The sequence below is a fragment of the Pseudomonas sp. LBUM1640 genome (genome assembly GCF_059716225.1).
Genome location: NZ_CP166816.1, coordinates 4,129,701 through 4,148,648 on the forward strand (window position 1 = coordinate 4,129,701; position 18,948 = coordinate 4,148,648).

The following is an 18,948-nucleotide window of genomic DNA, read 5'->3' on the forward strand; positions in this document are numbered from 1 at the left end:
CTATCTTGGGATCAAAGCCCCAGGCACTTGGATGACCCGGCTCGCCAGCCGATGCCCGGCCAAGGCCGCTTCCTCTGGCGACTCACCTTTAAGCCGACTGGCCAAATACGCCGCACTGAACGAATCCCCCGCCGCCGTAGTGTCCACCACCTTCTCGACCTTCAGCGCCGGCACGGCAAAGCGCTTGCCATCACAGCGGATCAAACAGTCATCCGCCCCACGCTTGAGTACCACCTCTGCAATCGCCGGGTACGCCGCAAAGACCTGCTCGCTGTCGGCATGACCAAACAACGCACGCTCGTCGTCCTCGGTCAGCAAGGCAATATCCACCTCGGCCAACACCGTGTGATACGCCACGCGCGCCGCCTCGACGCTGGCCCACAAACGTGGCCGGTAGTTGTTGTCGAACACCACTTTGCCAGCGCGCTTGCGGGTCTCGATCAGGGTGTGCAGTAAGCGCGCACGCCCGATTTCACCGAGTACCGCCAGGGTGATGCCGCTGAAATACACCACGTCGTAATCCGCCAGGGCGGCCAGGATCGGTTCGGCGGCCGGGGTGGTGAAGCAGTCGCGCACGGCGGCTTCGTTACGCCAATAGAGGAATTTGCGTTCGCCATTCGCGTCGGTCTGGATGCAGTACAAACCTGGCAGGCGCCCAGCCAGGCGCTGCACCAGGCTCAGGCCCAGGCCTTCTTCGGCCCACTGTTGGCACATGGCATCGCTGAAACTGTCATCGCCCAAGGCGGTGACGTAGTCGACCGCGCCGACAGCGCCCAACTCACGGCGCAGGTAGACGGCTGCGTTGAGGGTGTCGCCGCCGAAGCTTTGTTGGAGGTCGCCAGAGGCGCGGTGTTGGAGTTCGATCATGCATTCGCCGATGAGGGCGATGCGTGGTTGTGTGTTCATGCCTGGGTCTCTCGGTGTTCTGGAGGGCCTCTTCGCGAGCAAGCCCGCTCCCACATTTGATTGCATTTCAACTGAAGGAACTCGGTCGAATGTGGGAGCGGGCTTGCTCGCGAAGGGCGCGACGCGGTTTAGAAGCGGGTATGCAAGGACTCAACCACCTGCAACTGCTCATCCACCAGGCAGCCCACCTGCCACTTGTCGAAGGTCAGGCACGGATGCGAAGTGCCAAAGGAAATGATGTCGCCAATACGCAGCTCAACCCCAGGCGCCACGGTCATGAACGCGTGCTGATCCATCACCGCGGTGACCTTGCACGCGGTCACGTCATCACCTTCAGCCGGGACAATACCGGCCTTGTAGCGCTTGAGCGGCACAGGTAAACCAGCGTCGTAGGCCACATCACGCTTGCCCAGGGCAATCACTGCAAAGCCTGGCTCGGGCATCGATTGCACGTGGGCCCAGACTTCCAGCGCCGGGCGCAGGCCTTCATTGAGGTCACTGCGACGGTCGAGCACGCAGCATTGCGCCTCTTTGTAGATGCCATGGTCGTGGGCCACGTAGCTGCCAGGGCGCAGCACGCTGAGGAAACGGCCAGCGGCGTTTTGCTCTTCAAAGGATTCGGCGATCAGGTCGTACCAGGCCGAGCCCGAGGCGCTGATGATCGGCTTGGGCAAGTCGAAGGCGCCGTTGTTTTGCAGATCCACCGCCAAACGCACCAGGCTGGCGGCGAAGTCGCGGATGCCGCTGATGGCGTGCTCGCCATGGATCACGCCTTCGTAGCCTTCAATGCCGGTGAGGGCCAGGGCGGGTTGGGCTTTGATCGCCTTGGCCAGCTCGCGCACTTGCTGTTCGCTGCGGCAACCGCAACGGCCGCCGACCACGCCGTACTCGATCATCACGTTCAGGCGCAGGCCACGGGCGGCGAAAAACAGCCCCAGGTCGGCGACGTTGTCCGGGTGATCGACCATGCAGTGGAAGTCGAAATCCTTGTCGGCCAGCAGGTCAGCGATCAACGCCATGTTCGGCGCGCCAACCAGTTGGTTGGCCATCAACACGCGGCGAATGCCACCGGCATAGGCGGCGCGGGTCTGCACGGCGTTGGCCAGGGTGATGCCCCAGGCGCCCGCCTCGATCTGGCGCTGAAACAACGCCGGCATCATGCTGGTTTTGCCGTGGGGCGCGAGTTCTGCGCCGCTGTTGCTGACAAATGCCTGCATCCAGCGAATGTTGTGTTCCAGGGCGTCGCGGTGCAGCACCAGGGCGGGCAGGCTGACGTCGCGGACCAGGTGGGCGCCAACGGCGGCGGCGCCTTTTTCAACGGCATTGAGGGCAGACATAAAAACTCCTATTCGTTGATGCGACGGGCCAGGTTGTTGGCGCTGTCGATCAACACCCGGCGATAGTCGTTGTAATTTTTAATCGCGTCGGCCCGTGGGGCGACGATGCACAAGGTCGCAATGCTGATGCCTTGCGCGTCCCGCACCGGGGCGGCGAAGCAATGGGTAAAGGTGTCGGCCACGCTGTCGAAGGAGAAAAACCCGTCGAGTGTGGCCTGGCGAATTTGCGCCAGGAAGGTTTCCAGCGCCAAGCGCTGGCCGTCCGGCAGGATGAAGTCGTCGTAGTCGATCAGGTCGATGATTTGCTGATCGCTCAAGTGCCCCAGCAGCAGGCGCCCGGAAGCGGTCCACGGGATCGGCGCGTTTTCGCCGATGTCCGACGAGATGCGGAAATGCCGCTCGCCCTCGCGCATCAGCGCCACCGTGTATTTGCGCCCGTTGAGCAGGCACATTTGCGCGGTTTCGTGGGTTTGGCTGACGATCTCCTGCAAGGCGTGGTCGGCCTCGCGGGTCAGGTCAAAATGGCGCAGGTGCGCCTGGCCAAGGAAGTACAGCTGGCGGCCGAGGTAGACGTGGCCGTCCTTGCCCACAGTTTCGAGGATGCGCCGCTCCAGCAAAGACGCGACCAGTTCGTAGACCGTGGATTTGGGGCTGCCGATGCCGCTGGCAATATCATTCGGGCGCAGGGGCTGGCCGATTTCCTTGAGAAAATCGAGGATGTCGAATGCACGGTCCAGGCCTTTGGCGCGGCGTTTGATGGTGTCTTCGGTCATGGCAGTGTGTGGTCCCGTTAAAAGATGTTGCTATCAACACAGATCCCCTGTGGGAGCGGGCTTGCTCGCGAATGCGGTGGATCAGTTACAGATGCATTCACTGACACACCGCATTCGCGAGCAAGCCAGCTCCCACATTGGATCTACGGTGATCTCAAGAGTGGGGGCATTTAGCCTTTTTTCTTGTAGGCCACGCAATCAATCTCGACCTTGCAGTCGACCATCATGTTGGCCTGCACACAGGCGCGCGCCGGGGCGTGCTCCGGGGTGAAGTATTCGCCGAATACCTTGTTGAAACTCCAGAAGTCGCGTGGGTCTTCCAACCATACGCCCACGCGTACGACGTCTTTGAGTTCGTAGCCGGCTTCTTCGAGGATCGCCACCACGTTGCGCAGGGTCTGGCGGGTTTGCTCAACGATGCCGCCATTGATGATTTCACCGTCCACCGCTGGCACTTGGCCCGAGACGTAGAGCCAGCCGTCGGCTTCCACCGCACGTGCGAAAGGACGGGGCTGGCCACCGCCGGCGGTGCTGCCGGTGCCGTAACGAGTAATGCTCATAAAGTTGCTCCTGATTAAAAACGAATGTTCTTTAAAAATTCCGCCAGGCGCGGTGATTGCGGGCGTTCGAAGATGTCCTTCGCGCTGCCCTGCTCTTCGATGCGGCCCTGGTTCATGAATACGATCTTGTCCGATACTTCGTAGGCAAAGCGCATTTCGTGGGTGACCAGCAACATGGTCATGCCCTCTTCCGCCAGGCCCTTGATTACGCTGAGGACTTCGCCCACCAACTCCGGGTCGAGGGCCGAGGTGACTTCGTCGAACAGCATCAGGCTTGGGTTCATCGCAATCGCACGGGCAATCGCCACACGCTGTTGCTGGCCGCCGGACAACTGACCGGGGAAGTGATTGCGCCGTTCCAGCAGGCCGACGCGGTCCAGCCATTTTTCGGCCAGGGCCACGGCTTCGTCCTTGCCCATCTTCTTGACCTTGAGCAGGCCGAGGGTCACGTTTTGCAAGGCGGTAAGGTGCGGGAACAGGTTGAATTGCTGGAACGCCATGCCGGTCATCGCGCGGTGCTGGGCAATCACGCGCTCGGGGTGACGCACGCGCTTGCCGGCGATTTCGCTGTAGCCGATGGACTCGCCGTCCAGGGTGATCTGCCCGCCCTGGAATTCTTCCAGCAGGTTGACGCAACGCAGCAGCGTGGTCTTGCCCGAGCCGCTGGAGCCGATCAATGTGACCACGTTGCCGCGCTGCATGGACAGGTCGACGCCCTTGAGCACTTCGACCTGGCCGTACTGTTTACGCAGGCCGCGAATGTTCAGCAGCGGTGGGTTGGTTTGAGGTTGATTCATGGCAAGGCCACCCGCTTTTCAATGTAGCGCCCGAATAACTCGATGGCGTAGTTGATGACAAAGAACAGAAACCCGGCGAACAGGTAGAACTCCAGGGTCATGAAGGTACGTGCGATCACTTGCTGAGTGCTCAGCAGCAATTCAGCCACGCCGATCACCGAGAGCAAGGTCGAGGCCTTGACGATTTCCGTGGAAGAGTTGACCCAGGTCGGCAGGATCTGGCGCAACGCTTGAGGCAACAGCACGTAACCCAGGGATTGGTAAAACGTCAGGCCAATCGCCTTGCCCGCTTCCAGTTGCCCACGGGGAATTGCCTGCAACGCACCGCGCACGATTTCCGAGACGTGGGAGCCGCAGAACAACGTCAGCCCGACGGCACCGGCCTGAAACGCAGTGATCTGCCAACCGAGCGCCGGCAGCATGTAAAAACACGCCAACACCAGCACAAACACGGGCGTGCCACGGATCAGGTCGACATACAGACGAAACGGCGCGCGCATCCAGAATTTGCCGTAGGTCAGGATCAACCCGGCGACAATGCCGATCAGCGTGCCGAAGATAATGGCCAGCGCCGACACAGACACGCTGGCCTGAAAGCCCGCCCAGAGGGTATCCCGGGCGATCCACAACTCATGCAACCAGCTTGGGGATTCGTACATGGAAACCTTCCTTAACGACGGATCGCCAGACGCTGTTCCAGGTAACGGAGCAGCATGGCAATGAGGTAACAGGCAGCCACGTAGAGCGCGGTCGTGACCATCCAGGTTTCAATCACCCGGTAGCTTTCGACGTTGATCTTGCGGGCGTAGTAAGTCAGCTCGGGCACCGCGATGGCGGCGGCCAGGGAGGTGTCCTTGAACAGCGAAATGAAGTTGTTCGACAGCGCGGGCAACACATTGCGCAGCATTACCGGCACGGTGATGTAGGCGCGGATACGCCATTCGCCCAGGCCAATCGCCAAGCCGGCTTCACGCAAGCCTTTGGGAATGTTCAACAGGCCGGCACGAAACACTTCGGTCAGGTAGGCACCGGCGTACAGCGACAGGGTGATGATGAACGAGGGGATTTTGTCGAGACGAATCCCCAGTGACGGCAATGCAAAGTAGATCAACAAGATCAGCACGAGGATCGGCGTATTGCGGATCACCGTCACGTACACCGAGGCGAAGATGCGCAACGCACGGTGCCTGGACAGCATGGCGAACGCCATCATCAAGCCGATCACGCAGCCAATCGCGATCGACAGCAGTGCCAGCTCAAGGCCCAGGCCGAGCCCCGCCAGCAAGCTGGGGAAATCACGCCACACGGCGGCAAAGTTCAACTGATAGTTCATGGTCGGCAGTACCTGATTGGGGCGCCGTCAGCGACGCCCCAGGGTTTACGATTTACTTGAACTCAACCGGGAAACCGATCGCAGGCTCTGGCAAATCCACACCGAACCACTGCTTGAACGAAGCTTTGTAGGTCGGGAACTCCACGCCGGTCATGGCTTCATGCAGCGCGGTGTTGACGAAGTTCAGCCAGTCCTGGTCGCCACGCTTGACGGCGCACGCGTAGGTTTGCGGGCTCCAGGCGTAGGTCGGGCTGCGGTAGCGACCTGGGTTCTGCACCATCAGGTACTTGACCGAGGATTGGTCGGTGGCGGCGGCATCGGCGCGGCCGGAGTTCACGGCCTGGTACATCAGGTCGACGCTGTCGTACTGGTCGACCTTGGCCTTGGGCAGAGCCTGGTGCACCAACTCTTCGGCGTAGACGTTTTGCAGCACGGCCACGGTGACGCCATCGCCAGCGGCTTGCAGGTCTTCGATTTCTTTGTATTTGCTGTTGTTCGGTAACAGCAGGCCTACGCCTTCGCGGTAGTACGGCAAGGTAAAGGCAACCTGCTGCGCACGGCTGGCGGTGACGGTGATGAACTGGCAACTCATGTCGACCTTATCGGTCAGCAGGTTGGGAATACGCGCGTCGGAGGACTGCACCACAAATTCGACCTTGCTCGGGTCGTTGAACAAGCCTTTGGCCACGATACGGCCGATGTCGATATCAAAACCCTGCAACTTGCCATCCGCTCCCTGGAAGTGCCACGGCGCATTGGTACTGCCTGTACCCACGATGAGGTGCCCACGCTTGAGCACATCATCGAGCTTGCTGTCCGCCGCGTGCACGATGCTTGCGAGGGAAGCCGATGCGGCGAAGAGAAAAACACACGCTTTAAACACGGAAGGTCGGTGATGCATGACAAGCACTCCAGGAGTTGTGTATTCCGCTATACCGGAACTTAGTATGTAACAACGGAATAGACAGCAGAAAGTGTGCCACACGCAGTAACAGAAAAATATGGAAGGAATAAATTCGTTTTAAATCAATTGGATAAGTATTCAGAGGGGATGAGGCGCTGTGCCAGTAGGTGCAATCCTGTTGCTACTCAGGGCCACACAGTGGGGTGACAGAGTGAGGTGGCGCACCACGGCGGCGTTACCGTGCACCGAAGCGGTGCTGTTATTGTTCCCCTGTGGGAGCGGGCTTGCCCGCGATAGCGGTGGGTCAGTCGCCATCAATGGTGGCCGAGCTGACGCATTCGCGGGCAAGCCCGCTCCCACAGGGGATTTCCGTTGCTTTTGAGCATTGTGTAGGTGTGGCTGATTTTTTGGGTTGGGCTAGGCTGGGGGATATCTGTGTGCAGGAGCCGGGCGTGATGAAGGTAAGAATTTTGGTGGTTGTGATGTGTTGGTGGGTGGCCGGTACGGCCTCGGCCAGTAATGATCGGCGCGAATGCAAGGAAGAATTAACCAAGCTGAAAGAGGCTTACAGCACCGATTACACCAGCCAGAACCACCAGGGTTACCGCAAGGCGAAGGCGTCGCGGGATAACGAGGAATACAAGAAATGCGCGAGTCAGGCGCGCAAGGCCCGCGAACGCGTGGAGCGTGCGGGGGATGCGTGAAGGTGTCTACCTGTGAAGGTTGACAGTAGACGGTGGTGATCTCTCGATTTAGCGTACCCCACAGAGCCATTTTGGTGGGTGCACAAGGAGATTGTCATGGGCGCTGCAAACACGGTTATCAATCACCCCAACGAATACCGACAGATCGTTAATCAACACCCGTTGGTTTTCGTGCTGTTTGTTTCTAAGGACTGCACAGCGTGCCAAGGCGCCAACAAACGCTTTGAAGATATTGCCAGCCAATACACCGGCCATGTGAAAAGCATGATTCTGGACAAGAGAGAAACTCCGCAGATCAAAGAGTTAGGAGAGATCGGTACACCAACGCTGGTGGTGTACCAAAATGCCGAGGAGGTCAAAAGATTCATGGGAATCGGTGCCCCTGAAGACCAAAAAGACTACCTGAAGGGTATTTTCAGCCACTATGTCAATGACACACCACTTCCCACCCTTCCCTTCTACTTTTAAGCCGGCTTCCCGGCTTACGTATCACTCGCCAGAGGCACCAACAGCACCTGCGTCACCCGGCGCTCCTCAACCGCTGCCACGGTCAGGCGCCAGCCTTCATACTCAAGGCTGTCGCCAACCATCGGCAGGCGATCCAGCAGGCTCATCACTAAACCTGCCAGGGTCTGGTAGTCCTGGGTCGCCATCACCTTGAGGCCGGTGCGTTGGCGAATCTGGTTAAGGTTCAAAGCGCCATTGGCACGAAAACCTTGACCTTCCTCGACAATATCCGGCCCTTCGATTTCGCTGGCATCCGGCAGCTCACCGGCGATGGATTCGAGAATGTCGGTCATGCTCAACACGCCCATGAAGTCACCGAATTCGTTGATCACAAACGCAATGTGGGTAGATTCCTGACGCATCTGCTCCAGGGCGTTGAGGATCGAAAAGCTCTCGAGCAGGTTGATCGCACGGCGCGCCAGGTGCTCAAGGTTCGGCTCGTTGCCGGCCAGGTATTCCTTTAGCAACTCCTTTTTGTGCACGAAGCCTAATGGCTCATCGACAGCGCCATTGCGGATCAACGGCAGCCGCGAGTAAGACGAATGCATCAGTTTCAGGCGGATAGTGTCGCGATCGTCCGCCAGATCAATACAGTCAACCTTGGCCCTTGGCGTCATCAGCGTGCGGATCGGCCGCTCGGCCAATTGCAACACGCCGCTGATCATCACGCGCTCGCGTCGATCAAACAGCGGGCCCTCGGTGGCACCCGGCTCACCCATCAAGTCAGCAACGTCGTCATCCATGCCCTCGACCGCCAGACTGCGGCCGCCCAGTAAACGCATCACCGCATGCGCGGTGCGTTGGCGCACCGGCAACGTGCCTTGCGCCGACTTCTTGCGACGGGCACGGGCAAGCTGGTTGAACAGTTCCACCACAATCGAGAAACCCATGGCCGCGTACAAGTAGCCTTTGGGTACGTGGAAACCCAGGCCTTCGGCGGTCAGCACCAGGCCGATCATCATCAGGAAACTCAGGCACAACATGATCACGGTGGGGTGCGAGTTGACGAAACGCGTCAACGGCTTGCTCGCGACAATCATCAGACCGATGGAGACGATCACCGCGATCATCATCACCGCCAATTCATCGACCATGCCCACGGCAGTGACCACCGCATCGAGGGAGAACACCGCATCGAGCACCACGATCTGCGCGACAATCGGCCAGAACATTGCGTAAGTGGCATTGCCCGCGCGTTGGGCCACGTGGCCTTCAAGGCGCTCGTGCAATTCCATGGTGGCCTTGAACAACAGGAACACACCACCAAACAACATGATCAAGTCACGGCCAGAGAAGCCTTTGCCGAACACCTCGAACAATGGCTGGGTGAGGGTCACCATCCAGGAAATACTCGCCAGCAAGCCCAGGCGCATCAGCAATGCCAAGGACAAACCGATCAACCGCGCCCGGTCGCGCTGCTCCGGCGGCAGCTTGTCTGCCAGGATCGCGATAAACACCAGGTTGTCGATGCCCAGCACCAGTTCCAGCACAATCAAGGTCAACAGGCCGAGCCAGGCCGTTGGATCCGCTAACCATTCCATTTATAGAGTCTCGTAATTGATTTCAGAATGCCGGACACGGCAAGACGCGGTCAGTGGACCGGGACAAGGTTAGCAGTCGGAATACGGGGTGCTTGAGCGGGAACGGCGACAGTGAATGTCTTGGGGAAAGACGACTGGGAGGCTCCGAGAGGGTGTTCATGCAAGTCCTGCGGTAAGAAAAGGACTTGAATCGTACAGTCGAAACCTAAATTTCCCACACCGCAAAACTATTACAAAATCTGTCTTTCAAGCGCACACAAAACCCATGTGGGAGCTGGCTTGCCTGCGATGCAAACAACTCGGTCTCTGCGTAAAACCCAGGTGATGCTATCGCAGGCAAGCCAGCTCCCACACAAGCCCGCTCCCACATTTTGCTCTGCGTCGCGTCAGGATTTACGCGTCGCATCATCCAGCGCCAAAATCGTGTGGGCGTTAGTCACCGTCGTCGCCAGTGTATTAATCACCCCCGAGCGCAACGCCCCCAGCGTCGCCGCCGCCTTGGTGTTCTCACTGGCAATCGCCACCACATCCGGGATGCGAAACAACTCTTGCACCGTCAACCCGATCACCCGCCCTTGAATCGCGTTGACCGCCGGCTGCCCGTGTATGTCGATAAAGTCATAGCCCATCATGTCGCCCACCGTACCGGACAACCGCGCCTGGGCGATTTCCTGCGGCGAGAACCAGCCCATGCGCACCATATTGCTGTTCTCGCTCATATCACCAATGCCGATCAGCGCGATGTCCGCGCGCCGCGCCCGATCCAGGGTCGAGCGCACCGTGTCGTTGTTGATCAGCACCCCACGCAACTCCGGGTTCGCCACCAGCGCCGGGGCGTACAGGCTTTCACTCTCGCCGCCAAAGCGCAGGGCCAGGCGCCGACAAATGTGGTCCGGGTTCATGTATTCGCCAGCCTTGAGCGAACCACCGATGGCGCAGACAAACGTGCAATTGCGCGTCACCGGCAAAAACACGTTATCCGCCACGGCGCCGACGTTACGCCCCATGCCCACGGCGACGATCATGCCGTCGCTCAAGGTTTTGTTCAGGTAGTTGGCCACCAGGCTGGCCACAGCCGAGCGCTGGGTGTCAGGGTCGCTGTGGTCGACGGCGATCAACGCGCGGTCGAGCTTGAAGCGCTGCACCAACGCCTGCTCAAGTTCGTTGTTCATCGCCGGATGCTGCAACACGCGCACCTCGACAATTCCTTCATCGCGCGCACGTTTGAGCAGGCGGCTGACTTTCGCGCGTGACAGGTCGAAGCGTTTGGCGATGGCTTCCTGAGTGACGTTCTCAAGGTAATAGAGCATCGCCACTTCGGTCATCTGATCGATATCGCTGGCGATGCGCTGGGTACTGTCACTCATGGGGACGGGCTTCCGTTTCGGCGTCAAAGGCGCATTCTCCCGACTCTTGCCCCGTTCCGTCCACTACTGATGCCCATCACGCTCGATCGCATTGATGCGCGCCACCTTGGCACCGGAACGCGCCGCCTCGAACTCCGACTCCAGGAACGCCTTGACGATGCTTTTGGCCAGTTCCGCGCCAATCACCCGCGCGCCGATGGACAGGATCTGCGCATCGTTGCTCTTGCGCGCACGCTCCGCCGAATAGGTGTCATGGGCCTGCGCCGCGCGAATACCCAGCACTTTATTGGCCGAAATGGCCATGCCGATCCCGGTGCCGCACACCAGCACGCCCAGGCGTTGCTGACCGGCATTGATGGCCGTGGCCACGGCCAGGGCGATGTCCGGGTAAAGCACTGGCGCCGTGGAGTGAGTGCCGAAGTCGGTCACCGGGTAACCCAGCGCCTCGATGTGGCGTTTCAACAGCTCTTTGAGCTCAAAACCCGCTTCATCGCATCCGATAGCCACCGGGAAAGGTGTGTTCATGGCGTCTGGCTCCGCTGCCGTGATCGTACATTACGACTGATCATTTGATCATTCAGTGAAATTTCACTCAGTCATTTCGCGTGCATTCGGCCGCTTCTGTCAAGCTAGTTTTAACTGACCCCACAGTCAAAGCCACACAAAAGGGCATTATCAGCCACAAAGATGAGATCCATCTCTTTTAAGTGAAAGAGATTGACTGATCAGAATTTCATTTGATACACATATGCTCACAGGGAAACACGACTGTGCACCTAATAAGAATTCACAGCACGAGGACACGCCGATGGCCACGCCATTACTGCTCCAGGCTGAACACGTCGCCAAGGCTTACGCCGGGGTGCCTGCCCTGCGTGACGGGCGCCTCTCTTTGCGGGCCGGCAGCGTCCATGCGCTGTGCGGCGGCAATGGCGCCGGCAAGTCGACGTTCCTGAGCATCCTGATGGGCATCACCCAGCGTGACGCCGGGACCATCCTGCTCAACGGCGCCGCCGTACAGTTCAACCGCCCAAGCGAAGCCTTGGCGGCCGGGATCGCGATGATCACCCAGGAGCTGGAACCCATCCCTTATATGACCGTCGCCGAAAATATCTGGCTGGGCCGTGAACCGCGCCGCGCCGGCTGCATCGTCGACAGCAAGACCCTCAACCGCCGCACCCGCGAGCTGCTTGAAAGCCTGGAATTCGACGTCGACGCCACCAGCCCGATGCACCGCCTCAGCGTGGCGCAGGTTCAACTGGTGGAAATCGCCAAGGCCTTCAGCCATGACTGCCAGGTGATGATCATGGACGAACCGACCTCGGCCATCGGCGAGCGCGAGGCCGAAACCCTGTTCAAGGCGATCCGCCGCCTCACCGTCCGCGGCGCCGGCATCGTGTACGTGTCGCACCGTTTGAGCGAACTGGCGCAGATCGCCGATGACTACAGCATCTTTCGCGACGGCGCCTTTGTGGAAAGCGGGCGCATGGCCGATATCGACCGCAACCACCTTGTGCGCGGCATTGTCGGCCAGGAACTGACGCGCATCGACCACAAGGTCGGCCGCGAATGCGCCGCCACCACCTGCCTGCAAGTCGACAACCTGAGCCGCAGCGGCGAGTTCCACGACATCAGCCTGCAACTGCGCCAGGGCGAAATCCTCGGTATCTATGGCTTGATGGGCTCGGGGCGCAGCGAGTTTCTCAACTGTATCTACGGCCTGACCGTGGCGGATTCCGGCAGCGTTACCCTGCAAGGCAAGCCCATGCCCATCGGCCTGCCCAAAGCCACGATCAACGCCGGTATGTCGCTGGTCACCGAAGACCGCAAAGACAGTGGCCTGGTGCTCACCGGCAGCATTCTTTCCAACATTGCGCTGTCGGCCTACAAACGCCTGTCGAGCTGGTCGCTGATCAATGCGCGCAAGGAAACCCAACTGGCCCAGGACATGGTCAAGCGCCTGCAGATCAAGACTACGTCCCTGGAGCTGCCGGTGGCCTCCATGAGCGGCGGCAACCAACAAAAAGTGGTGCTCGCCAAATGCTTGTCGACCGAGCCGGTATGCCTGCTCTGCGATGAACCCACCCGCGGCATTGATGAAGGCGCCAAGCAAGAGATTTACCACTTGCTCGACCAGTTCGTGCGCGCCGGTGGCGCGGCCATCGTGGTGTCGTCAGAAGCCCCGGAATTGCTGCACCTGAGTGATCGCATCGCTGTATTCAAAGGCGGCCGGCTGGTGACCATCAGCACCGACACCGCCCTTTCCCAGGAAGCCTTGTTGAGTCTTGCCTCATGAATGCCAAAACCATTGCCCCACCCCTGACTGCCGCGCCGCGCAATCGCCTGCGTTTGTCCCTCGACCGCTTCGGCCTGCCGCTGGTGTTTATCCTGCTGTGCGTGGTGATGGCGTTTTCCAGCGAATACTTCATGACCTGGCGCAACTGGATGGACATCCTGCGCCAGACGTCCATCAACGGCATCCTCGCCGTGGGCATGACCTACGTGATTCTGACCAAGGGCATCGACCTGTCGGTGGGCTCGATCCTGGCGTTCGCCGGGCTGTGCAGCGCCATGGTCGCCACCCAGGGCTACGGCCTGCTGGCGGCGGTCAGCGCCGGAATGTTTGCCGGGGCGATGCTCGGCGTGGTCAACGGTTTTATGGTCGCCAACCTGTCGATCCCGCCGTTCGTGGCCACCCTTGGCATGCTCAGCATCGCGCGGGGCATGACCTTTATCCTCAACGACGGCAGCCCGATCACCGACCTGCCCGACGCTTACCTGGCACTGGGCATCGGCAAGATCGGCCCGATTGGTGTGCCGATTGTGATCTTCGCGGTGGTCGCGCTGATCTTCTGGATGGTGCTGCGCTACACCACGTACGGGCGCTATGTGTACGCGGTGGGCGGCAATGAAAAGAGCGCGCGCACCTCCGGCATCGGCGTGCGCAAGGTGATGTTTTCGGTGTACGTGGTCTCGGGCCTGCTCGCCGGTTTGGCCGGCGTGGTGCTGTCGGCCCGCACCACCTCTGCCCTGCCCCAGGCCGGGGTTTCTTATGAGCTGGACGCGATTGCCGCCGTGGTGATCGGCGGCACCAGCCTGTCGGGCGGCACCGGCAGCATTGTCGGCACACTGTTTGGTGCGCTGTTGATCGGCGTGATCAACAACGGCCTGAACCTGCTCGGCGTGTCCTCTTATTACCAGCAAGTCGCCAAGGGCCTGATCATCGTGTTTGCCGTACTGATCGACGTGTGGCGCAAGAAAAAACGCTAGTCGCTATTCCTCGAAAAAATGCACTGAACGACCCACAACAATAAGCGGAGTTCTCACCATGAAATCTGGAATGTCTTTGGCTGCTGTCGCGGCCCTCTCCCTGCTCGCCAGCAGTATTGCGTTTGCCGCCGATGGCAAGACTTACAAAATCGGCGCCGCCGTCTACGGCCTCAAGGGCCAGTTCATGCAGAACTGGGTCCGCGAACTGAAGGAACACCCGGCAGTCAAGGACGGCACCGTGCAACTGACCGTGTTCGACGGCAACTACGATGCCCTGACCCAGAACAACCAGATCGAAAACATGGTGACCCAGCACTACGACGCCATCCTGTTCGTGCCCATCGACACCAAGGCCGGTGTCGGCACGGTCAAGCAAGCCATGAGCAACGACGTAGTGGTCATCGCCTCCAATACGAAAGTAGCCGATGCCTCTGTGCCTTACGTGGGTAACGATGACGTGGAAGGCGGCCGCTTGCAGGCCCAGGCCATGGTCGACAAGCTCAACGGCCGTGGCAATGTGGTGATCATCCAAGGGCCGATTGGCCAGTCGGCGCAGATCGACCGCGAAAAAGGCGAGCTGGAAGTCCTGGGCAAACACCCGGACATCAAGATCATCGAGAAAAAGACCGCCAACTGGGACCGCGCCCAGGCCCTGACGCTCACCGAAGACTGGCTGAACGCGCACCCCAAAGGCATCAACGGCGTGATCGCACAGAACGATGACATGGCCCTCGGTGCGGTGCAGGCGCTGAAGTCCCACGGGCTGACCTCCAAGGACGTGCCGGTGACTTCCATCGACGGCATGCCGGACGCGATCCAGGCGGCCAAAAAAGACGAAGTCACCACCTTCCTGCAAGACGCTCAGGCTCAATCCCAAGGCGCGCTGGACGTGGCGTTGCGCGCGCTGGCGGGCAAGGACTACAAGCCGCAATCGGTGATCTGGGATCGCTATGCCAAGGACGTGAAATGGGGCGATGGCACCGCCAAGAACTACATCCTGCCGTGGGTGCCGGTGACTAACGCCAACGCGGATGCGCTGTACAAACAAGTCAGCGGCGGTAAGTAACTTGATCGTTCCCACGCTCCGCGTGGGAATGCATCCCGTGACGCTCCGCGTTACCCAACATCGGGACGCAGAGCGTCCCAGGCAGCATTCCCACGCAGAGCGTGGGAACGATCGATAGAGGAGTCATTCATGTCTGGATTCTGGAACCAAGCCTTCGACCTCACCGGCCGTTGCGCGGTGATCACCGGCGGCGCCGCCGGAATCGGCCTGGCCTGCGCCACTTTACTGGCAGAACGCGGCGCACGCGTAGCCTTGCTCGACCGTGACCCGGCGGTGGCTGAAGTCGCCGCCAGCCTGGGCGCCAAGCATTTGGGCATCGCCGTCGACCTCAGCCAGATCGGCCAGGTACAACACACCATCGACCAGGTGTTCGAACACTTCCAGCGCCTGGATTACCTGATCAACAGCGCCGGCATCGTCCTGCTCGACAAGGCCGTCGACGTCAGCGAAAGCGCCTGGGACAGCACCCTGGATATCAACCTCAAAGCCAGCTTCTTCGTGGCCCAAGCCTGCGCTAAACACATGCTCGCCAACGGCGGCGGGCGCATCGTCAACCTAGCTTCCCAGGCAGCCGTGATCGGCCTGGACCGCCACGTCGCCTACTGCGCGAGCAAAGCGGCCATCGTCGGCATGACCAAAGTACTGGCCATGGAATGGGCGCCGCAAATCAACGTCAACGCCATCTCCCCGACCATCGTCGAGACCGCGCTGGGCAAGAAAGCCTGGGCCGGCGACGTGGGCGAGCGAGCCAAATTGCAGATCCCGGCGGGCCGCTTCGCCCAGCCGGAAGAAATCGCCGGGCTGGCGCTGTACCTGCTCAGCGATGCCGCGCAAATGATCACCGGCGCCAACATGGTGATCGACGGCGGCTACAGCATTCAGTAATTCATCTTTTGTCGTGAGGTTTTGTCATGTCCACCGTCACCGAACGCACCCCTGAACAACTTGCCCCAAGCATCCCGAAAACCATGCAGGCCGTGGTCTGCCATGGCCCGGAAGACTACCGCCTGGAAACCGTCGACGTGCCCACACCCGGCCCCGACGAGATCCTCACCAAAGTTGAGCTGTGCGGCATCTGCATGGGCGACATCAAGACCTATCGCGGCGCACCGTCGTTCTGGGGCGACGCCGAGCAGCCGCGCTACGTGAAACCGCCGATGATTCCCGGGCATGAGTTCGTCTGCCGCGTGGTCGCCCTCGGCCCCGGCGCAGAAAAACGTGGCGTGGCGGTCGGCGACCGGGTGATCTCCGAGCAGATCGTGCCGTGCTGGGGCTGCCGCTTCTGCAACCACGGCCAATACTGGATGTGCCAGAAGCATGACCTGTACGGCTTCCAGAACAATGTGCAGGGCGCCATGGCCCAGTACATGATCTTCACCAAGGAAGGCATCATTCACAAAGTGCCGGAATCCATCGCCCCCGACGAAGCCATCCTGATTGAACCGCTGGCCTGCTCACTGCACGCCGCCGAGCGCGCGAATGTCGACCATGACGACGTTGTGGTGGTGGCCGGTGCCGGCACCCTGGGCCTGGGCATCATCGGCGCCGTGCGCCTGCGCAATCCGAAAAAGCTGATCGTGCTGGACATGAAACCCGAACGCGCCGCCCTCGCCCTGCGCATGGGCGCCGACGAAGTGTGGAACCCGGCCGAAGTCGACGTCATGGCAAAAATCCGCGCGATCACCGACGGCTACGGCTGCGACATCTACATCGAAGCCACCGGCCACCACAAGGCGGTAAACCAGGGCCTGGCAATGCTGCGCAAGCTGGGGCGCTTCGTCGAATTCAGCGTATTTAATGATGAGGCCACGGTAGATTGGTCGATCATTGGCGACCGCAAGGAGCTGGACGTTCTGGGCTCGCACCTGGGCCCGTACATGTACCCGCGCGCCATCGACTTTATCGGCAACCGCAAGATCGACATGCGCGACGTGGTGACCCACAAGTTTGCACTGGCGGACTTCAAGGAAGCGTTTGCGGTGATGGAGCGCGGGGACAAGTCGCTCAAAGTGGTATTGGAACCCTGACTCCAGCACCACACATAACCCTGTGGGAGCTGGCTTGCCTGCTCCCACATTAGACAGTGGTCGTCCTTTAGAACAAGAACAGGAACCCGCGTAATGAATCGAGTCATCAACGATCCGGACCAAGTGGTCGAGGACATGCTGCGCGGTATTCTGGTCGCGCACCCCGAGCTGCGCCAATACGAGTCCAACCCACGGGTTATCGTCAAAGCCAAGCCCTCGAACAAGGGCCATGTGGGGATTGTCACCGGCGGTGGCTCAGGCCACGAGCCGGCCTTTCTTGGCTACGTAGGCCCAGGCCTGGTGGACGCCGTGGCGGTCGGTGAAATTTTCTCTTCGCCCACTGCCAAGAGCTTTTTCGACGCCTTCCGCGCCGCCGACCATGGCGCGGGCGTGGCCTGCCTGTATGGCAACTACGCCGGCGACAACATGAACGTGAAGCTGGCAATGAAAATGGCCGCCAGCAAAGACATGCACATCCGCACCGTGGTCGCCAATGACGACGTGGCTTCGGCGCCCAAAGCCGATATCGCCAAGCGTCGCGGCGTGGCCGGGGAGATCTTTATGTGGAAGATCGGCGGTGCCGCCGCCGCCCAGCATTACGACCTGGATGGGGTGATTCGCGTCGCACAGAAAACCGTCGATCACTGCCGCTCGATTGGCATCGGCCTCACGCCCTGCACCATTGCAGCGGTGGGTAAGCCGAACTTCCAGATCCCGGATGGCCAGATGGAGTTGGGCATCGGCCATCACGGCGAACCGGGCATTGAAGTGATCGCCATCGAACCCGCCGCCGCCATGGCCGAACGCATGCTCGCGCCGATCCTCGCCGACCGTGATTTCAGCCAGGACGACAGCGTGGTGGTACTGGTCTCCGGCCTGGGCGCCACGCCGGTCATGGAGCTGTACATTTTCTACGCCGAGGTGGAACGCCAGCTCAAGGCCAAAGGGCTGAAGATTCACCGTTGCTACGTCGGCAACTACTTCACCTCCCTGGAAATGATGGGCGTGACCCTGACCCTGCTGGGCCTCGACGCCGAGCTGAAAACCCTGATCGACCAACCCTGCCGCTCCATCGGCATGACTCAGGCGGAGTGAACCATGAGCCAACATTTTTCCACCCGTGACGGCAGCGCCATCGTCGCCGACCTGGTCAGCGTGATCGTGGCCAACCGGGAATACCTCAGCGAAGTCGACGGCGCGATTGGCGACGGCGACCACGGCATCAATATGGCCAAGGGTTTCGCCCATTGCGGGCGCACCATCGAAGGCCGTCAACTGACCCTGGCCGAAGCCCTGGACGAGCTGACCCTGAGCCTGATGGAAGGCATCGGCGGCTCCATGGGGCCGTTGTACGGCAGCCTGTTTATCGGCATGGCCGACGAAGTGCGCGGCCGTGAAGACATCGACGCCGCGACCTTTGCCCATCTGCTGCGCGGCGGCTTGACCTCGTTGCAGGACATCACCGAGGCGGGCGTGGGCGACAAGTGCTTGATGGATACGTTGATCCCGGCGGTTGAAGCCTTTGAGCGCGCGCATGCGAGCGGCGCATCCTTCAACGATGCGCTGGAAGCGATGAAAACCGCTGCGTCACAAGGGCGCGACTCGACCAAGGATTTGATTGCAAAAATCGGCCGCGCGAGTCGGCTGGGTGAGCGTTCACTGGGCGTGCTGGATGCGGGCGCGGTGTCGTGCTGCCTGATACTGACTCGGTTGGCGGATTCGGTTCAACCGAGGTTGGTTTAGCGCCGCAGATGGCCCCTTCGCGAGCACGCCCGCTCCCACATCTGATCGAGTTCCAGCATTTGGAATGCGGTCGAATGTGGGCTTGCTCGCGAAGGCAGCAACACGGTGAACCC

The 18,948-nt window shown here is 60.4% G+C and carries 20 protein-coding genes; 9 read left to right on the plus strand and 11 right to left on the minus strand.

Features of this window, described 5'->3' with window-relative positions; genetic code table 11:
* The 8 genes from ACA065_RS18140 to ACA065_RS18175 all read right to left on the minus strand — a co-directional run bounded on the left by ACA065_RS18140 (window position 1) and on the right by ACA065_RS18175 (window position 6,607).
* Entirely contained in the window at window positions 1-906 is a 906-nt protein-coding gene (locus tag ACA065_RS18140) for a sugar kinase (RefSeq protein WP_497690884.1), read from the minus strand.
* A 128-nt stretch (window positions 907-1,034) separates the two neighbouring features.
* Window positions 1,035-2,243 (minus strand): amino acid deaminase, encoded by a 1,209-nt coding sequence (locus ACA065_RS18145; protein ID WP_497690885.1) that lies wholly within the window; start codon window positions 2,241-2,243, stop codon window positions 1,035-1,037.
* An 8-nt stretch (window positions 2,244-2,251) separates the two neighbouring features.
* Window positions 2,252-3,016 carry an IclR family transcriptional regulator gene (locus ACA065_RS18150; protein ID WP_221294494.1) on the minus strand — a complete coding sequence of 255 codons (765 nt, stop codon included), beginning with the start codon at window positions 3,014-3,016 and terminating at the stop codon, window positions 2,252-2,254.
* A gap of 170 nt (window positions 3,017-3,186) precedes the next feature.
* A complete protein-coding gene (locus ACA065_RS18155) occupies window positions 3,187-3,576 on the minus strand; it encodes a RidA family protein (RefSeq protein ID WP_122541444.1) in 390 nt (129 codons plus the stop codon).
* Between the two features lie 14 nt (window positions 3,577-3,590).
* The gene (locus tag ACA065_RS18160; RefSeq protein ID WP_497690886.1) at window positions 3,591-4,373 is read right to left on the minus strand and encodes an amino acid ABC transporter ATP-binding protein; all 783 of its coding nucleotides are present in this window, start codon (window positions 4,371-4,373) and stop codon (window positions 3,591-3,593) included.
* Window positions 4,370-5,032 carry an amino acid ABC transporter permease gene (locus ACA065_RS18165; protein ID WP_497690887.1) on the minus strand — a complete coding sequence of 221 codons (663 nt, stop codon included), beginning with the start codon at window positions 5,030-5,032 and terminating at the stop codon, window positions 4,370-4,372. The genes ACA065_RS18160 and ACA065_RS18165 overlap by 4 nt, the downstream gene beginning before the upstream one ends.
* A gap of 11 nt (window positions 5,033-5,043) precedes the next feature.
* Entirely contained in the window at window positions 5,044-5,706 is a 663-nt protein-coding gene (locus tag ACA065_RS18170) for an amino acid ABC transporter permease (RefSeq protein WP_497690888.1), read from the minus strand.
* Window positions 5,707-5,758: 52 nt separating this feature from the next.
* Complete coding sequence (locus ACA065_RS18175; protein ID WP_497690889.1) at window positions 5,759-6,607, minus strand: transporter substrate-binding protein; 849 nt, start codon at window positions 6,605-6,607, stop codon at window positions 5,759-5,761.
* A gap of 458 nt (window positions 6,608-7,065) precedes the next feature.
* Between ACA065_RS18175 and ACA065_RS18180 the strand changes: the two genes are divergently transcribed.
* Window positions 7,066-7,314, plus strand: coding sequence for a hypothetical protein (locus ACA065_RS18180; protein WP_497690890.1), 249 nt, complete (start codon window positions 7,066-7,068; stop codon window positions 7,312-7,314).
* A gap of 96 nt (window positions 7,315-7,410) precedes the next feature.
* Window positions 7,411-7,782 (plus strand): thioredoxin family protein, encoded by a 372-nt coding sequence (locus tag ACA065_RS18185; protein WP_497690891.1) that lies wholly within the window; start codon window positions 7,411-7,413, stop codon window positions 7,780-7,782.
* Window positions 7,783-7,796: 14 nt separating this feature from the next.
* Here ACA065_RS18185 and ACA065_RS18190 read toward each other — a convergent pair whose 3' ends face one another.
* The 3 genes from ACA065_RS18190 to rpiB form a co-directional block, all read right to left on the minus strand.
* Window positions 7,797-9,362 carry a TerC family protein gene (locus ACA065_RS18190; RefSeq protein ID WP_497690892.1) on the minus strand — a complete coding sequence of 522 codons (1,566 nt, stop codon included), beginning with the start codon at window positions 9,360-9,362 and terminating at the stop codon, window positions 7,797-7,799.
* 386 nt (window positions 9,363-9,748) lie between these two features.
* Window positions 9,749-10,729, minus strand: coding sequence for a sugar-binding transcriptional regulator (locus ACA065_RS18195; RefSeq protein ID WP_028616426.1), 981 nt, complete (start codon window positions 10,727-10,729; stop codon window positions 9,749-9,751).
* A gap of 63 nt (window positions 10,730-10,792) precedes the next feature.
* Window positions 10,793-11,254, minus strand: coding sequence for a ribose 5-phosphate isomerase B (rpiB, locus tag ACA065_RS18200; RefSeq protein WP_497690893.1), 462 nt, complete (start codon window positions 11,252-11,254; stop codon window positions 10,793-10,795).
* Between the two features lie 283 nt (window positions 11,255-11,537).
* Between rpiB and ACA065_RS18205 the strand changes: the two genes are divergently transcribed.
* From ACA065_RS18205 to dhaL, 7 genes are all read left to right on the plus strand, one after another.
* The gene (locus ACA065_RS18205) at window positions 11,538-13,025 is read left to right on the plus strand and encodes a sugar ABC transporter ATP-binding protein (protein WP_497690894.1); all 1,488 of its coding nucleotides are present in this window, start codon (window positions 11,538-11,540) and stop codon (window positions 13,023-13,025) included.
* Window positions 13,022-13,999: an ABC transporter permease gene (locus ACA065_RS18210; RefSeq protein WP_497690895.1), complete on the plus strand. Its 978-nt coding sequence runs from the start codon at window positions 13,022-13,024 to the stop codon at window positions 13,997-13,999. Before ACA065_RS18205 ends, ACA065_RS18210 begins: the two co-directional genes overlap by 4 nt.
* Before the next feature lie 58 nt (window positions 14,000-14,057).
* A complete protein-coding gene (locus ACA065_RS18215) occupies window positions 14,058-15,065 on the plus strand; it encodes a substrate-binding domain-containing protein (protein WP_497690896.1) in 1,008 nt (335 codons plus the stop codon).
* Between the two features lie 129 nt (window positions 15,066-15,194).
* The gene (locus ACA065_RS18220; protein ID WP_497690897.1) at window positions 15,195-15,950 is read left to right on the plus strand and encodes an SDR family oxidoreductase; all 756 of its coding nucleotides are present in this window, start codon (window positions 15,195-15,197) and stop codon (window positions 15,948-15,950) included.
* A 26-nt stretch (window positions 15,951-15,976) separates the two neighbouring features.
* Window positions 15,977-17,092, plus strand: a complete 1,116-nt coding sequence (locus ACA065_RS18225; protein WP_497690898.1) for an MDR/zinc-dependent alcohol dehydrogenase-like family protein — start codon at window positions 15,977-15,979, stop codon at window positions 17,090-17,092.
* 93 nt (window positions 17,093-17,185) lie between these two features.
* The gene (locus ACA065_RS18230) at window positions 17,186-18,187 is read left to right on the plus strand and encodes a dihydroxyacetone kinase subunit DhaK (RefSeq protein ID WP_497690899.1); all 1,002 of its coding nucleotides are present in this window, start codon (window positions 17,186-17,188) and stop codon (window positions 18,185-18,187) included.
* 3 nt (window positions 18,188-18,190) lie between these two features.
* On the plus strand, window positions 18,191-18,835 hold the full coding sequence (gene dhaL / locus ACA065_RS18235; RefSeq protein WP_497690900.1) for a dihydroxyacetone kinase subunit DhaL: 645 nt from the start codon (window positions 18,191-18,193) through the stop codon (window positions 18,833-18,835).
* The last annotated feature ends 113 nt before the right edge of the window (window positions 18,836-18,948 follow it).

What these genes read in the sequence shown, in the direction of transcription:
- ACA065_RS18140 (WP_497690884.1), bottom strand. Translation starts at nt 906, where the DNA reads ATGAACACACAACCACGCATCGCCCTCATCGGCGAATGCATGATCGAA.
- ACA065_RS18145 (WP_497690885.1), bottom strand. Translation starts at nt 2,243, where the DNA reads ATGTCTGCCCTCAATGCCGTTGAAAAAGGCGCCGCCGCCGTTGGCGCC.
- ACA065_RS18150 (WP_221294494.1), bottom strand. Translation starts at nt 3,016, where the DNA reads ATGACCGAAGACACCATCAAACGCCGCGCCAAAGGCCTGGACCGTGCA.
- ACA065_RS18155 (WP_122541444.1), bottom strand. Translation starts at nt 3,576, where the DNA reads ATGAGCATTACTCGTTACGGCACCGGCAGCACCGCCGGCGGTGGCCAG.
- ACA065_RS18160 (WP_497690886.1), bottom strand. Translation starts at nt 4,373, where the DNA reads ATGAATCAACCTCAAACCAACCCACCGCTGCTGAACATTCGCGGCCTG.
- ACA065_RS18165 (WP_497690887.1), bottom strand. Translation starts at nt 5,032, where the DNA reads ATGTACGAATCCCCAAGCTGGTTGCATGAGTTGTGGATCGCCCGGGAT.
- ACA065_RS18170 (WP_497690888.1), bottom strand. Translation starts at nt 5,706, where the DNA reads ATGAACTATCAGTTGAACTTTGCCGCCGTGTGGCGTGATTTCCCCAGC.
- ACA065_RS18175 (WP_497690889.1), bottom strand. Translation starts at nt 6,607, where the DNA reads ATGCATCACCGACCTTCCGTGTTTAAAGCGTGTGTTTTTCTCTTCGCC.
- ACA065_RS18180 (WP_497690890.1), top strand. Translation starts at nt 7,066, where the DNA reads ATGAAGGTAAGAATTTTGGTGGTTGTGATGTGTTGGTGGGTGGCCGGT.
- ACA065_RS18185 (WP_497690891.1), top strand. Translation starts at nt 7,411, where the DNA reads ATGGGCGCTGCAAACACGGTTATCAATCACCCCAACGAATACCGACAG.
- ACA065_RS18190 (WP_497690892.1), bottom strand. Translation starts at nt 9,362, where the DNA reads ATGGAATGGTTAGCGGATCCAACGGCCTGGCTCGGCCTGTTGACCTTG.
- ACA065_RS18195 (WP_028616426.1), bottom strand. Translation starts at nt 10,729, where the DNA reads ATGAGTGACAGTACCCAGCGCATCGCCAGCGATATCGATCAGATGACC.
- rpiB (WP_497690893.1), bottom strand. Translation starts at nt 11,254, where the DNA reads ATGAACACACCTTTCCCGGTGGCTATCGGATGCGATGAAGCGGGTTTT.
- ACA065_RS18205 (WP_497690894.1), top strand. Translation starts at nt 11,538, where the DNA reads ATGGCCACGCCATTACTGCTCCAGGCTGAACACGTCGCCAAGGCTTAC.
- ACA065_RS18210 (WP_497690895.1), top strand. Translation starts at nt 13,022, where the DNA reads ATGAATGCCAAAACCATTGCCCCACCCCTGACTGCCGCGCCGCGCAAT.
- ACA065_RS18215 (WP_497690896.1), top strand. Translation starts at nt 14,058, where the DNA reads ATGAAATCTGGAATGTCTTTGGCTGCTGTCGCGGCCCTCTCCCTGCTC.
- ACA065_RS18220 (WP_497690897.1), top strand. Translation starts at nt 15,195, where the DNA reads ATGTCTGGATTCTGGAACCAAGCCTTCGACCTCACCGGCCGTTGCGCG.
- ACA065_RS18225 (WP_497690898.1), top strand. Translation starts at nt 15,977, where the DNA reads ATGTCCACCGTCACCGAACGCACCCCTGAACAACTTGCCCCAAGCATC.
- ACA065_RS18230 (WP_497690899.1), top strand. Translation starts at nt 17,186, where the DNA reads ATGAATCGAGTCATCAACGATCCGGACCAAGTGGTCGAGGACATGCTG.
- dhaL (WP_497690900.1), top strand. Translation starts at nt 18,191, where the DNA reads ATGAGCCAACATTTTTCCACCCGTGACGGCAGCGCCATCGTCGCCGAC.